Below are 13,121 nucleotides of genomic sequence, written 5' to 3' on the forward strand. Positions count from 1 at the left end.
CTCATCCCGCCGCCGTGGCCGCGCCCGCCGCGATCCCGGCCGCCGGGTCCCGCCCCGCCAGCGTGTGGGCCACCACGCAGGCGCGGGCGATCGTGGCCGCCCGCGAGGAGCCGTGCGCGACCACGACGGTGCCGCGCAGGCCGAGCAGGACGGCGCCGCCGTGCGTCTGCGGGTCGTAGCGGCGCGCCACCTCGGCGAGCCGGTCGGGTGGAGCGAGGCCGGCGTCGGCCACCATGGCCAGCGCCGTGCGCACGCAGCCCTCGACGTTCTTGAGCACGACGTTGCCGGTGAAGCCGTCGGTGACGATCACGTCCACCGTGCCGGCCAGGACGTCGTGCCCCTCGACCGGGCCGTGGAAGCGCACCGGGAGCTCGCTCAGCAGCTCTTCGGCCTGCCGGGCCAGCCGGTTGCCCTTGCCCGGCTCCGCCGCGATCGACAGCAGCCCCACCACCGGGTCGGCCACGCCCAGCACGGCCCGCGCGTATCCCGCGCCGAGCAGCGCGAACTGGGCCAGCATGGCGGGGCGCGGATCGGTGATCGCGCCGGCGTCCACCAGCACGCTCGCGCCGCCCGGCAGCGACGGGAGCGCCACGGCCAGCGCGGGCCGCAGCACGCCGGTCGCCCGGCCGATGCCGCGCACCGCGCAGGCGACCACCGCGCCGGTGGACCCGGCCGACACCAGCGCCCCGCCCTCGCCCCGTCCGACCAGGTCGCAGCCGATCGCCAGGCTGGAGGCGGCCAGCGCGGTCGCGCCCGCCCCGCGCTCGGTCATGGGCACGGCGTCCTCGGCGTGGGCCACCGAGATCTCGTCCGCGGCGCCGTGCCGCCGCAGCTCCTCGGCCAGCCGGGGCGCCGTGCCGACGAGGACGACGGGCACGCCGTGCTCGCGGCAGGCCAGCACCGCCCCCGCGACCACCTCGGCGGGCCCGTGGTCGCCGCCCATCGCGTCCAGCACCACGGGGGCCGCGCCGGTCACGGCAGCTCCACGCGGACGCGCCGCTCGGCCCGGCCCGACCCGGCGGAGGCCAGCAGGTGCCGGGCGAAGACGGCGGCCTTGCGGCGGCGCGGCACCCGCACCCGCCCGGCCAGGACGTCGAAGCCGCGGCGCTCGATCTCGGCGAGGATGCCGCCGTACAGCTCGAAGGCGGCGCGCACGCACGGCCGCGAGGAGGCGACGAGCAGGCCGACGCCCTCGTCGGCGGCCCGGTAGTGCTCGCGGGCCCGCCCGGCCTCGAAGGCCAGCAGGTCGCGCACCGCCCGCCGGGTCCGCCGCTCGCCCAGCATGCCGGGCACGACGCCGAACTTGTCCAGGTCCTCCATCGGCAGGTAGACCCGGCCGCGGGCGAAGTCCTCGGCGACGTCGCGCAGGAAGTTGGTGAGCTGGAAGGCCAGCCCGAGCTGGCGGGCCGGCTCGCGGGCCGCCTCCTCGTGGCCGGGCGCCGGCTCCAGCACCGGCAGCATCATCGTGCCGATCGCGGCGGCCGATCCCGACATGTACCCCAGCAGGTCGTCGTAGGTCGCGTACCGCCGCACCGACAGGTCGGCGCGCATCGAGGCGAGGAAGGCGCGGACGTCGCCGTGGTCGATGCCGAAGGAGTGCACGGTGTGCAGGAACGCGGGCAGCATCGGATCGCCGGTCGCCGCCCCGGCCAGCCCGGCCTCGACCTTGGCGGCCAGGTCGTCGAGCGCGCGGGCGCGGTCGCCGGTCATGGTGAAGGAGTCGACGATCTCGTCGGCGTAGCGGGCGAAGCCGTACAGGGCGTGCACGTGCCGGCGTTTCCACTGGGGCAGCAGGCGGGTGGCCAGGTAGTAGGAGCGGCCGTAGCGGGCGTGGAGTTGTCGGCAGCGTTCGTAGCTGGCGGTGAGCGTCAACGGGCCTCCTTCAAGATGCGTTCGGCGGCGAGCCGGCCGGAGATCAGCACCGGAGGGATCCCGACGCCGGGTGCGGTGTACATGCCGGCGAAGTGCAGTCCCGGCACCCGCCGGGCGACGGCCGAGGGCCGCAGCCACGCCGTCTGGGTGAAGCGGTGGTCCAGCGCGAACGGGGTGCCCGCGCTGTGCCCGCGCGCCGCCCAGGCGGGCGGGTCGAGCACCAGCCGGGGCGCGCCGGACAGGTCGCCGTGGCCGAGCGCGGCCAGGCGGCCGAGCAGCCGCGTCTCCAGCTCGGGCCGCAACCGGTCCCAGTCGGCGGTCCGCAGGTTGGGCGCGGGTTCCAGGACGCTGAGCGTGGCCTGTCCGGGCGGCGCGGCCTCGCCGTCCGGCTCGGGATGGGTGATCAGCAGGCTGGGATCGGGTTGCGGCCGGCCGGCCGCCAGCGCCGTGAAGGTCTCCCGCCAGGCCCGTCCGAATTGCAGGGTGTGGTGGGCCTGGCCGTCCAGGGGACGGTCCAGGCCGACGTGCAGCACCAGGCAGGAGGGGGAGTGGTGGGGGCGGCGCAACCGCCAGTCGGCCGCCGGGCCGGGCAGCAGCCGCCGGGCGGCCAGGCGGTCGCAGGCCACGACCACCTGCCGCGCCGCGAGCCGCTCGCCGCCCGCCAGCAGCACCCCGGTGACGCCGTCGGAGTCCGTCTCGACCTGGTCGGCGCGGGCGCCGTAGCGGAGGTCGCCGCCCAGCTTCGCCAGCAGGGCCGCCATGGCCGAGGGGATGGCGTGCATGCCGCCGCGCCGCGGGAAGTACACGCCGCCGACGGTGTCCATGTGGGCGATGACGGCGTAGATGCCGAGCGCGCGCTGCGGCGCGAGCCCCACGTACAGGGACTGGAAGGTGTGGGCCTTGATCAGCCGGGGGTCGCGCAGGTGCCGGGCGGCCAGGCGGTCCAGCCGCCGGAAGCCGCCCAGCCGGGCCAGCCGGAGCAGCGCGGCCGGCCGGGCCAGGGCGCGCAGCCGGCTCACGTCCGCGTTGATGAACGCCGGCCACTCCACCCGGAACAGCTCGTCCAGCAGCGCGCGGTAACGCTCGTAGCGCGCCGCCTCGGCGGGCCCGCACACCGTCCGCACCTGCTCGGCCATCGCCTCGCGCTCGGGCAGGACGTCCAGCCGCGACCCGTCGTCGAAGACCATCCGGTACGACGGGTCCAGGCGGCGCAACGGCAACCAGTGCCGCAGCTCCTGCCCGGCCGCGCCGAACACCTCGGCCAGCACGCCGGGCATGGTCAGCACCGAGGGCCCGGTGTCGAAGCGGTACGGCCCGAGGCGGGCGGTGCCGCAGCAGCCGCCGGGCTCGTCGAGCGCCTCGACCACGGTGACCTGACGACCGGCGGCCGCCAGGTGGACGGCCGCGGCCAGCCCGCCCAGCCCGGCCCCGACGACGACCACCGGGCTCATCGGCCGGCCGTTCCACGCACGTGCCCGGCCTGCGAGGTCACCGTGTCCATGTACGCAGCTCCTTCTGTCGCTATGAACAGAATTCGTGCCAGGAGCGCGCCCGGTTGCACGTCACCGGACAACGGGATCAAGCCGGACGCGCCCAGCCATGCGCCCAAGGACCCCGCAAGCGCGAAAAGATAGTCGGACACGTCGAGCGGCAGCGGGAACACCATGGACGAGGACACACCGGTCAGCGAGGAGGACGCGGGATTCGGCATCGGAGCCGTCTCCCGGCGCCTCGGCATTCCCGCGCCGACGCTGCGCACCTGGAACCTGCGCTACGGCCTGGGCCCCAGCCGCCGCAGCCCCGGGGGCCACCGCCGCTACGGCGCCGCCGACGTGCGGCGGCTGGCCGAGATGAAACGCCTGATCGCCACCGGCCTGGTGCCGGCCGAGGCGGCCAGGCTCGCCCTCGCGCTGCCCGACGCCCCCGCCGCGCCGCCGTCCGGCGCGCGTGCGGCGGCCGTCCCCTCCGGCGGCCGGCGGACGCCGCAGCCTCCCGGCGGGCGGCCCGCGCCGCGGCAGGTCGTCGCCGCGCTGGCCCGCGCCGCGGTCATGCTCGACGGCCGCGCCGTCGCCGCACTGGTCGAGGAGACGCTGGCCGCGCAGGGCGTGGTGTGGACGTGGGAGCACCTCTTCCTGCCCGCGCTCGACGCCGTCTGCCGGGGCCAGGACGCGACCGGGTCCGGCATCGACGCCGAGCACCTGCTGTCCGGCCATCTCCAGGCGGCGCTGCACCGCCTCGCCGGCGACGTGCCGCCGCGGTCGGACCGGCCGGTGCTCCTGGCCTGCGCCGAGGAGGAGCAGCACAGCCTTCCGGTGCACGCCCTGGCCGCCGCGCTCGCCGAACGCGGCGTGCAGACCCGCGTGCTCGGCGCCCGCACCCCCTACCCGGCGCTGGCGCACGCGATGCGGCGGCTCGGTCCCGCGGCCGTGTTCGTCTGGTCGCAGCGGGCGGAGACCGGCGACACCGCGCCTCTCGCCGCCCTGCCCCAGGTGCGTCCGGCCTGCCGGATCGTCATCGGCGGGCGCGGCTGGCAGGGCCCGGCCCCCGAGGGCGTCGTCCGGGTGTCGACGCTGGCCGACGCCGTCGCATGCGTCATGTCGACCTTGATTTGAGCCGCCCTTTCCCTTGATGAGCTTGTGACCGGCTGCCGCGCCTCGGTATGAATAAGTTTTGAATAGGTTTTTGCGGTGAGGGGCAGGCGCATGGACACCAGTGACGAGGAAGCGCTCGGCGAGTGCTACCGCACACACGCTCCCTCCGTGCGCTCCTACCTGCGCCGGTTCGTACCCGCCGAGGAGGTGGAGGATCTGCTGCAGGTCGTCTTCGCCGACGTCTGGCGCTCGCGCGGGCGGTACGACCCCGGGCGCAGCCAGGCCGCGTGGGTCTTCGCGATCGCCCACCGCCGCGCCGTCGACCATCTGCGGGTGCGGCGGTTGCTGACCGTCCCGCTGCAGGAGGCCGGGGATCTGCCGGGACGCGCCCGTCCGGCTCCCGACGCGGTCGGCGACCGCGACCAGATCGACCGCGCGCTCGCCGAACTGTCGGACGCCCAGAGGCAGGCCATCGAGCTGGCCTACTTCGCCGACCTGACCCAGCGGGAGATCGCCGAGCACCTGCGGGTGCCCATCGGCACCGTCAAGGCCCGCATCTCGCGCGGGCTGCACCGGCTCTCGGACCTCCTGGCCGGAACGGCCTGAGCCCACGATGTATACGCCGTAAACGTTCATAGTTTACTCTGTATACATGCGAGCACTGAAGAAGAGGCGGCTGTGGATCGCGGGGCTGGCGGTCGTCGTCGTCCTGGCCGGGGCGGCGGGGGCCGGGGCCTGGTTCGGCAGCGAGCAGTCGGTCGGCGTCGTCCGTCACGGCGCGGCCAACACCGAGGTCCTGGCCGTGCGCGGCGACCTGGTGACGCTCACGCGCACGCCGGAGACCGGCAAGCCGGGCACGTACTGGCTAGAGTGGACCGGCTCGTACGCCATGCTCGGCGACGTCGTCACCGGCGCCGCCGACCGGGTGACGCGCAAGGTGCTGCGCGGCCACGTCCCCTCGGTCGGCACGCCCGGCTGGTTCGGCAACGTGCCGCCCGGCGATCCCGAGGTGGCCTGGGGGATCGGCTACACCGAGATCATGGTGCCCACCGAGCTGGGACCCGCGCCGGCCTGGTACGTGCCCGGCGAGGGCGACACCTGGGTCGTCGCCGTCCACGGCCAGAACGGGCGGCGCAAGGCGGAGCTGAAGGTCCTGCCCGTCGTGCACGGGCTGCGGCTGCCCTTCCTGGACATCAGCTACCGCAACGACCAGGGCGCGCCCGCCTCGCCCGACGGGCTGCTGCACCTCGGCGACTCGGAGTGGCGCGACCTGGAGGCCGCCCTGCGCCACGCGCGGACCATGGGGGCGCGGCGGTTCGTCCTGTACGGCACCTCGATGGGCGGCCAGGTCGTCGGGCAGTTCCTGGACCGGTCGCCGCTGGCGGCCCTGGTCGACCGGGTCGTCATGGACGCCCCCATGATCGACGTCGGCATGACCGCCGAACAGGGCGTCAGGAACCACCACCTGCCCGGCTTCCTGGCCGGGCTGTCGAACCAGGTCGTCCGGTGGCGTACCGGGGTCGATCCGGACCGGCTCAGCCTGATCCGGCGTCCGCCGCGGGTCCGGCCGCCGCTGCTGCTGATCCACACCGTTCCCGACGCCGAGCACCCGATCCAGGAGGCGTACGGTCTCGTGGCCGCGGGCAGGCGGCTGGGGTGGGAGATCCGGTTCGAGCCGTTCGAGCGGGGCGAACACACGGAGGCGTGGAACGTCGACCGCGCCCGTTACGACCGCCTCGTCCGCGACTTCCTCTCCGTGGACCCCTCCCGGACCTGAGCCCCGGACCGGTGACCGGAGGAACGGGCGTGATCAGCCGCCCGTCGTCAGCGTGACCTTGCCGCGGACGAGACCGCGCTCGGCCTCCCGGTGCACGTCGGCCAGCGCCTCCAGCGGGCGGACGGCCGCCTCGACGTCCACCACGCCCGCGTCGATCAACGCCACGAGCTCGGCGAGCTGCCCCGGGTCGTTGCGGGCCACGAAGTGGACGGCGCGCGGATGCTCGATCGGCCGGGTGATCGAGACGAACTCCGCGGCCAGCTCCGTCACCGAGCCGGGCACGTCGGCCACCAGGTTGATCAGCACGTCGTTGCCGCCCGGCAGGGGGCCGGCGGTGTAGTCCACGACCTCGTCCGCGCCCAGCGCCCGTACGGCGGCGGCGCTGCGCGGCCCGGCGGTGGCCACCACGTACGCGCCCGCGTGCTTGGCCAGTTGCACCGCGAACAGCCCGACGCCGCCGCCCGCGCCGTTGATCAGCACCCGGCTGCCGGGGCCGATGCGGGCGTGCTCGAAGACCGCCTGCCAGGCGGTGAGCCCGGCCACCGGCACGGCCGCCGCGGCCGTCAGCGGGATCCGCCGCGGCGCCCTGGCCAGCACGTCCGCCCTGGCGACCGCGTACTCGGCCGCCGCGCCGTCGATGAGCCCGATCACCCGGTCCCCGGGGACGAGGTCGCCCGCCCCGGTGAGCACGGTGCCCGCGACGTCCCAGCCGAGCGTGTGCGGCAGGGTGCCGCCGAACACCTCCCGCAGCAGGCCCGCGCGCAGCCCCACCTCCGAGGGGTTGAACGACGTGGCGGCCACCTCGATGAGCACCTCGCCGGGGCCGGGCCGCGGCACCGGCGCCTCCTCCACCCTGATCACCGAGGCGTCGCCGTACTCGTGCAGGCGGGCGGCCCGCATGGTGCCGAGGAAGTCCGCGGCGTGCTCGATCGCCCACGTCCCGAAGTCGCTCGCGGGCACCCCGGTGACCTCCTCCACCGTCCGGGTGGACGGGCCCGGCTCGGTGAGCGCGCGCAGCATGCCGCCCACGGCGGACGCGGGCCAGCCCAGGCCGAGCAGCCGCCGCCTGGCCTCCTCGGCAGGCTCCTCCGACCACCGCACCGGCCGGCCGATCGCCTCGCCGATCAGCCGCGCCTGCTCCCGCTGGGTCAGCGGCCGCGGCCCGGTCAGCGTGTACACCGCGCCGTGGTGCCCTTCGCCGAGCAGCGCGCGCACCGCGACGGCCGCGACGTCCCGCTCGTGCACGGGGGAGAAGACCGCCTCGCCGGACGGCTGCCGCACGACGCCCGTCCGGACCTGCCCGGCCCACCGCAGGGCGTTGGCCGCGAAGGCGTGCGGACGCAGCACCGTCCACTCCCGGGCGGTCCCGGCGATCAGGCGCTCGATCTCGACCTCGTGCGGACGCGCGGCGGCCGAGGACAGGTAGACCACCCGCCGGGCGCCGATCAGCTCCAGCACCTCGCGGGCCCCCTCCGCCGAGGCGAACGGCCACAGCAGGAACACCGCGTCCACCCCGTCGAGGGCCGCCGCCAGCGCGACCGGGTCGGTCAGCTCCCTCGTCACCGCGCGGACGCCGGCGCCCGCCTCCTTCAACTGCTCCACCAGCGGACGGCCGATCGTGCCGGTCGCCCCGCTGACCAGGACTCTTGTCATGCCGTCAACTCTAGGAGCCGGACACGAGGCGTCCAATGAGTCCGCGTGCTTGATTCATACGCGATCGTCTTCCGCACTAGACTCCGGCCATGGACGTACTGAGCGACGTGGTCGCCTCCATGCGCATCGGCGTGCCGCGCTCGGCGCGGGTCGAGTGGCCGGCGCCGTGGGGGCAGCGCTTCCCGTCGGCGCCCGGGTCGGCGGGGTTCCAGGTCGTGCTGCGCGGCTCGTGCTGGGCCATCCCGCCGGAGGGCGAGCCGTTCCCGGTCGGCACGGGCGACGTGCTGTTCTTCCCCCACGGCCACGGCTACGGGCTGGCCGACTCGCCCGACCGGCCCCTCCCGGAGCCCGACTGTGACCCCTACGCCCCGGCCGAGCTGTTCACCTCGGCCTCGTTGGAGGGCGCCGGGCCCGTCACCGTGACGCTCTGCGGCGGCTACCGGCTCGACGCCGGCCGGGCGCATCCGCTGCTCGGCGGGCTGCCCGAGATGATCCACCTGCCCACCGGGCTCGGGCGCAACACCGACCTGCGCGCCGCCGTCGAGCTGCTCGGCAAGGAGATCGACGACCCGCGGCCGGGCGCCGACCTGGTGGTCCCGGCGCTGCTGGACATGCTGCTGCTGTACATCCTCCGGGCCTGGTTCGACGCCTCGGCCGACCACTGCGAGGCGGGCAACTGGGCCGCCGCGCTGGCCGACCCGGCCGTCGGCGCCGCGCTCGACGGCATCCACCGCGATCCCGCCCACCCCTGGACGGTCGAGTCGCTCGGCCGCCGCGCCCGGCTGTCGCGCGCGGCGTTCTCCCGCCGGTTCACCCAGTTCGTCGGCCGGCCGCCGCTGACCTACCTGACCTGGTGGCGGCTGAGCACGGCCGCGCGCATGCTGCGCGACTCCGACGCCGCGCTGAGCACGGTCGCCGCCGCGGTCGGCTACGGCTCGGAGTTCGCCTTCGCCAACGCCTTCAAACGCCAGTACGGCATGCCCCCCGGCAAGTACCGCCGCGTCGGCTGCCCGCCCCCGGGAGCGGGTGAGCCCGTCCGTGCCGGGTCAGCCGTTGGCCTCCAGCAGGCGGGCGCCGAGTGAGGTCAGGTGGTGGTGGACGGCCTGGCCGTTGCGGCGGGTGGCGATCAGCCCGGCGTTGCGCAGCACGGTGATGTGCTCGGAGGCGGTGGAGGCGCTGACCCTGAGCCGCCCGGCCAGTTCGTCCGTACGGCAGCCGTGTCCGCCGACGGCCCGCATCACCCGCGCCCGCGCCCGCCCGACCAGCGCGGCGAGCGTGTCGAAGGCCGGTGACGGCAGCACCTGGCGGCCGCCGTCGGGCATCGGCACCGTGAGCACCGAGCTGCGCCGGTCCCGGGTGGTCGCGATGCCCAGGTAGCGGGGCGAGGCGCCGGAGATCGGATGCAGCAGCAGGCCGCGGCCGCCGAGATCGACGGTGATCGGCGGCCCGCCCGCGACGACCATGCCGCCGCCGTCCCAGGACAGCCGCGGGCTGAGGGTGCTGAGCGCGGAGCCGAGCCCGATCCGCGCCACCGTCTCCTGGTAGGCGGCCAGGCGGGTTTCCAGCCTCCGGCGCATGCCGGGCCATTCCGGGGCGAGGAAACGGTGGAAGAGCACGTACATGCTGTCTGCCAGGGCCCGGCGGAACCGCGCCGGGTCCATGTCGAGGTCGGGCCGTCCCGGCACCCCGCTGAAGCGCCACAGGTCGCCGCCGAACTCGCGCTCCTCGGGCGGGGTGTCCAGCGCGGCGAGCGCGTCGAGCTCGTCGGAGAGCGCGGCGGTCTCGATCGGCGGGGCCACCTCGGAGGTGACCAGCCCCTCATGCAGGGTGACGCGGGAGGCGCCGCGGTTGAGGATGTCGAGCAGCGGCAGCGTCCGGCGCGGCACGGCTTTGGCGATGTCCCGCCAGATCGAGCCCTTCTCGGTCAGGTCGGGATGGTGGACGCTGAAGGCCGCGAAGATCGCGTGGGTCAGGGGCGAGACCACGAACCGGGTGGCCGCGAGGTCGCCCACCTGGAAGTTCAGACGCATGCGCCAATCGTCCCCTGATGATCGATTTCAAGCAATCGTTCGCTTGACTGCGAAACTCTTCGGTGCCCCGCCGAAAAGATTGTGCGCGCCCCGGCGCGCCTCGACCATGGCAGCGAACGGCCCGCCCCGGCGTCCGAGGGGCCCGCCGCCCCTGCCTTGTGGAGGTTCCGGCATGCGCGCACTCCGCAGATCGACGGCCGTCGCGGCCGTCATGCTCCTGCTCCTCGCCGTCGGCGGCACCGCCTCGGCCGACGAGGTCCTCAACAGCGGTCTCGTGTACAAGTCCAGCGACCTGTGCGTCAACACCACCGCCAGCATCAGCAACCCGAACGGCGCCGTCACGTCCGTCACCTCGGTGGACAGCACGACCCGCGTGTACGTCCCCATCTGGAAGCAGTGGGTGGAGTGCGGCAGGAGCTTCGAACGGCCCACGATGAACATGGCCGCCTCCCTGGTGCTGCTCTTCTACAGATTCGACACCGCGTCCTGGGCCGAGTGCCGGTCACCGATCAACGGCGGATGGGTCTTCAACCAGGTCAGCATGTCGAGCATGTGGATCACCTGGAACTGGGACGGCAACCCCCCGCTCCCGCCCTGCGGCACCGCCTGGTACGCCACCTACAGTGGCGGCGCCGTCTACAACGGCGCCTGGTACGGCGGCTGGCTGCCCTCGGGCAACATGTGGTTCGCCTGGCCGTTCTACGCGGCCCGCGGGTCCGCGGAGCAGGTGCGCCCGGCGCCGCCCGACTGGGTGCGCCCTGACGGCAGCGTCGACCTGGCCGCCGCCCCCAGCCAGATCCCCGTGTACGACTCCGCGCCGTCCTCCCCCTCCGGCAGGAGGCTCGCCGGGTACGTGCCGGTCCGGGACGTGTTCGCCCTGCCCTCCACGCCGCCCTCGGCGCTCCTCCGTTCGCAACGGCCGCTCCCGGCCGGCGTCGTGGTCACCACAGCCCCCGCACACCGCTGAGGAGAACATCATGCGAAGACACCCCCGGACACCCGGCACGACAGGCCGGCGGGCCCGCCGCGCCCTGAGCGCCGTCGCCGCGACCGTCCTGGTCCTGAGCACCTCGGTCGCCCCGGCGCAGGCCGAGGACGGCCGGGCCAGTAACGAGGACTACGTCTACCGCTCCGACTTCCTGTGTGTCAGCGTCCACGCCGAGGTGCGCGACTTCAGCAGCATCGACGCCGGCTCGTACAAGTCGGCCTGGGTGGACACCTGGGTGCCGACCGGCACCATCCCGTGCGGCCGCCAGTGGTCGTTGCCCGCCGGCTACCTCGCGGTGCGGCTGATCGTGCTCGTCTACAACTTCGACCGGCAGGAGTGGGGCACCTGCTCGGGCATGGACTCCGGCTTCCGCTACACGCCCGACGTGACCAGCCACGCCGACTGGTACATGTGGGACGGCTACGGCTCCAACCCCGCCCCCTGCGGCACCGCCTGGTACGCCTCGCTGGGCTTCGGTTACGCCTGGAACGGCTCGTGGTACGGCGGCTCCCTGCCTTCCGGCAACGTCTGGCTCACGTCCAAGTACGGCCTCCAGGCGAAGACGCCACCGGCGCAGCCGCCGCGCCCGTCCTGGATCACCGGCACGGGCGCGGTCGACCCGAGCAGGCTCCCGGACCGCCTGCCGCTCATCGGCGCCGACGGCAAAGCCAAGCGCACGGGCTCGGGCGACGTCGCCACCGTCGACACCGCCACCTTGTTCGGGCCGCCGTCCCAGCCGCCGCCCGGCTAGACCTGCTCCTCCGGGTCGCCGTCCGCCGCCGGGGCCGGGGCGATCTGCAGCGGTGCCGTGGCCCCGCCGGTGAGCTCGCGCCCCTGGTCGAGGACATGGCCGAGCTGCCTGGCCAGCAGCGGGACGGTCGCCGGCGGCAGGTACGCGTCCGCGCCGGCGTCGAGCAGCCGCCGGACCGGGCCGTGGTACCGGACGCCGAGCTCCGGGTCCTCGATCTCGGTGACGACCACGCGGGCCTTGGGGAACATCGACCGGAGCCCGGCGATCAGTTGCGGGCTGCCGGCGGGCACCAGCAGCACGTCGGCCGTCGCCGGGGCGGCGTGCATGTCGAGCACCACGTAGTCGGCCCCGAGCCGGTCGGACAGCGCGACCCGGGCGGCGTTCGACAGCTCCATCGCGGTGGCCACGACCGTCACACTGTCGTGGTCGACCGGCGGCGGATCGCCGGGCTCGTCCGGCGCCCCGCGGCCGACGACGGCGCCCTGGACCACGTCGACGGTGCTGGAGATCGTCGCGATCGACGCTCCGTCCCGCGTGAGGACCAGGCTCTCGCCGGGTTCGAGGGCGTCGACGAGCGCGACGACGTCCTCGGGCAGGCGGGCCACGTCGATCCGCGGTGCCGGACGGGCTGCGCGTCGGCGCGTCACCATGCCCGCGCCCCCGAGGCGCCGCCCGAGCGGATCAACATCCGCCACCCCCTTCCGATGCCGTGATCTTGTTGGACGCCCCCGCCCGGCCCTTGGTTCGGGCCGCGCCGAAGTTTCCTCGGATCTAGAGGCCGAAGGCGCCGCCCTCGACGAGGATGAGCAGGCCCAGGCCGATCAGGACCACGGGCAGCAGGACGTGCCCCCACCGGCCCAGGGCGCGGGCGACCAGCGGACGGGTGGCGAAGAGCCGTCCGGCCGCGCACCACACGCCGACCAGGACGAGGAACACGGCGACGTACCCGCCGGTGCCGCCCGGTCCGGCGGTGGCGAAGACCGGCACGTACACGCCGATGTTGTCGCCGCCGTTGGCGAAGGTGACCGCGGCGACCTCCAGCGTCCTCGGGCCGCCGGGCGGCTCGCCGTCCGGGTCGCCGTCGTCCCCGTCGCGGCGGTTCCGCCATGCCTGCCAGGCGGCCTTGACGCCCAGGACGAGGGGGAGCAGCCCCAGGTACGGGATCAGCGACCCGGGAAGGAAGGTCGCCCCGAAGCCCGCCGCCACGGCCACCGCCACGAGGGCCAGGAAGCCCAGGTACTGTCCCGCCACGATCCGGACGGCGACGCCCCGCCTGCCCGCGCCCTGGGCGAAGAACAACGCCAGGATCAGGATGTCGTCGATGTTGGTGACGGCGAACAGCCCCGCGGCCTGCCCGATGATGCCCAGATTCACCAGAGGGGGTCCTTCTGTCCGGAGATGCCCGGATGACCCTATCGGGGCGCAGGCGGGCCTGAGAGCCGCCGATGCGGCGTCCCGC

The 13,121-nt window shown here is 74.9% G+C and carries 13 protein-coding genes; 6 read left to right on the forward strand and 7 right to left on the reverse strand.

All coding sequences use genetic code 11. The features are described 5' to 3' along the window. Position 1 precedes the first annotated feature (1 nt). The 3 genes from ACFYUV_RS35375 to ACFYUV_RS35385 are packed head-to-tail and all read right to left on the reverse strand — an operon-like array spanning position 2 to position 3,323. Entirely contained in the window at positions 2 to 976 is a 975-nt protein-coding gene (locus tag ACFYUV_RS35375) for a phosphate acyltransferase (RefSeq protein WP_387676536.1), read from the reverse strand. Next, positions 973 to 1,872 (reverse strand): phytoene/squalene synthase family protein, encoded by a 900-nt coding sequence (locus tag ACFYUV_RS35380; RefSeq protein WP_352354748.1) that lies wholly within the window; start codon positions 1,870 to 1,872, stop codon positions 973 to 975. The genes ACFYUV_RS35375 and ACFYUV_RS35380 overlap by 4 nt, the downstream gene beginning before the upstream one ends. Beyond that, on the reverse strand, positions 1,869 to 3,323 hold the full coding sequence (locus ACFYUV_RS35385; protein ID WP_387676538.1) for a phytoene desaturase family protein: 1,455 nt from the start codon (positions 3,321 to 3,323) through the stop codon (positions 1,869 to 1,871). The genes ACFYUV_RS35380 and ACFYUV_RS35385 overlap by 4 nt, the downstream gene beginning before the upstream one ends. Positions 3,324 to 3,536: 213 nt before the next feature. Here ACFYUV_RS35385 and ACFYUV_RS35390 point away from each other — a divergent pair, with 213 nt between their 5' ends. From ACFYUV_RS35390 to ACFYUV_RS35400, 3 genes are all read left to right on the forward strand, one after another. After that, complete coding sequence (locus tag ACFYUV_RS35390; protein WP_387676541.1) at positions 3,537 to 4,484, forward strand: MerR family transcriptional regulator; 948 nt, start codon at positions 3,537 to 3,539, stop codon at positions 4,482 to 4,484. Positions 4,485 to 4,574: 90 nt separating this feature from the next. Then, a complete protein-coding gene (locus tag ACFYUV_RS35395) occupies positions 4,575 to 5,069 on the forward strand; it encodes an RNA polymerase sigma factor (protein ID WP_387676544.1) in 495 nt (164 codons plus the stop codon). Between the two features lie 46 nt (positions 5,070 to 5,115). Continuing rightward, positions 5,116 to 6,240 carry an alpha/beta hydrolase family protein gene (locus ACFYUV_RS35400; RefSeq protein WP_387676547.1) on the forward strand — a complete coding sequence of 375 codons (1,125 nt, stop codon included), beginning with the start codon at positions 5,116 to 5,118 and terminating at the stop codon, positions 6,238 to 6,240. 33 nt (positions 6,241 to 6,273) lie between these two features. Here ACFYUV_RS35400 and ACFYUV_RS35405 read toward each other — a convergent pair whose 3' ends face one another. Next, positions 6,274 to 7,893: an alcohol dehydrogenase catalytic domain-containing protein gene (locus ACFYUV_RS35405; RefSeq protein ID WP_387676549.1), complete on the reverse strand. Its 1,620-nt coding sequence runs from the start codon at positions 7,891 to 7,893 to the stop codon at positions 6,274 to 6,276. 89 nt (positions 7,894 to 7,982) lie between these two features. Between ACFYUV_RS35405 and ACFYUV_RS35410 the strand changes: the two genes are divergently transcribed. Next, positions 7,983 to 8,975, forward strand: a complete 993-nt coding sequence (locus tag ACFYUV_RS35410; protein WP_387676552.1) for an AraC family transcriptional regulator — start codon at positions 7,983 to 7,985, stop codon at positions 8,973 to 8,975. On the opposite strand, the gene ACFYUV_RS35415 is transcribed toward ACFYUV_RS35410, so the two are convergent. Beyond that, positions 8,940 to 9,923: a hypothetical protein gene (locus tag ACFYUV_RS35415; RefSeq protein ID WP_387676555.1), complete on the reverse strand. Its 984-nt coding sequence runs from the start codon at positions 9,921 to 9,923 to the stop codon at positions 8,940 to 8,942. The genes ACFYUV_RS35410 and ACFYUV_RS35415 overlap by 36 nt on opposite strands. A gap of 172 nt (positions 9,924 to 10,095) precedes the next feature. On the opposite strand from ACFYUV_RS35415, the gene ACFYUV_RS35420 reads away from it, so the two are divergent. Together ACFYUV_RS35420 and ACFYUV_RS35425 are read left to right on the forward strand one after the other, a co-directional pair. Further along, positions 10,096 to 10,890 carry a hypothetical protein gene (locus ACFYUV_RS35420; RefSeq protein ID WP_387676558.1) on the forward strand — a complete coding sequence of 265 codons (795 nt, stop codon included), beginning with the start codon at positions 10,096 to 10,098 and terminating at the stop codon, positions 10,888 to 10,890. Between the two features lie 10 nt (positions 10,891 to 10,900). After that, the gene (locus ACFYUV_RS35425) at positions 10,901 to 11,662 is read left to right on the forward strand and encodes a hypothetical protein (protein ID WP_387676561.1); all 762 of its coding nucleotides are present in this window, start codon (positions 10,901 to 10,903) and stop codon (positions 11,660 to 11,662) included. Here the strand turns inward: ACFYUV_RS35425 and ACFYUV_RS35430 are convergent. Together ACFYUV_RS35430 and ACFYUV_RS35435 are read right to left on the reverse strand one after the other, a co-directional pair. Beyond that, a complete protein-coding gene (locus ACFYUV_RS35430) occupies positions 11,659 to 12,312 on the reverse strand; it encodes a hypothetical protein (protein WP_387676564.1) in 654 nt (217 codons plus the stop codon). The two genes, ACFYUV_RS35425 and ACFYUV_RS35430, sit on opposite strands and share 4 nt — an antisense overlap. 121 nt (positions 12,313 to 12,433) lie before the next feature. Next, complete coding sequence (locus tag ACFYUV_RS35435) at positions 12,434 to 13,036, reverse strand: cadmium resistance transporter (RefSeq protein WP_387676567.1); 603 nt, start codon at positions 13,034 to 13,036, stop codon at positions 12,434 to 12,436. Positions 13,037 to 13,121 lie beyond the last annotated feature (85 nt).

It is taken from the genome of Nonomuraea sp. NPDC003560, assembly GCF_042878785.1.
Lineage (GTDB): Bacteria > Actinomycetota > Actinomycetes > Streptosporangiales > Streptosporangiaceae > Nonomuraea.

Coding starts and splice junctions, on each gene's coding strand:
- ACFYUV_RS35430 (WP_387676564.1), bottom strand. CDS start 12,312: ATGGTGACGCGCCGACGCGCAGCCCGTCCGGCACCGCGGATCGACGTG.
- ACFYUV_RS35400 (WP_387676547.1), top strand. CDS start 5,116: ATGCGAGCACTGAAGAAGAGGCGGCTGTGGATCGCGGGGCTGGCGGTC.
- ACFYUV_RS35410 (WP_387676552.1), top strand. CDS start 7,983: ATGGACGTACTGAGCGACGTGGTCGCCTCCATGCGCATCGGCGTGCCG.
- ACFYUV_RS35405 (WP_387676549.1), bottom strand. CDS start 7,893: ATGACAAGAGTCCTGGTCAGCGGGGCGACCGGCACGATCGGCCGTCCG.
- ACFYUV_RS35385 (WP_387676538.1), bottom strand. CDS start 3,323: ATGAGCCCGGTGGTCGTCGTCGGGGCCGGGCTGGGCGGGCTGGCCGCG.
- ACFYUV_RS35420 (WP_387676558.1), top strand. CDS start 10,096: ATGCGCGCACTCCGCAGATCGACGGCCGTCGCGGCCGTCATGCTCCTG.
- ACFYUV_RS35390 (WP_387676541.1), top strand. CDS start 3,537: ATGGACGAGGACACACCGGTCAGCGAGGAGGACGCGGGATTCGGCATC.
- ACFYUV_RS35425 (WP_387676561.1), top strand. CDS start 10,901: ATGCGAAGACACCCCCGGACACCCGGCACGACAGGCCGGCGGGCCCGC.
- ACFYUV_RS35415 (WP_387676555.1), bottom strand. CDS start 9,923: ATGCGTCTGAACTTCCAGGTGGGCGACCTCGCGGCCACCCGGTTCGTG.
- ACFYUV_RS35395 (WP_387676544.1), top strand. CDS start 4,575: ATGGACACCAGTGACGAGGAAGCGCTCGGCGAGTGCTACCGCACACAC.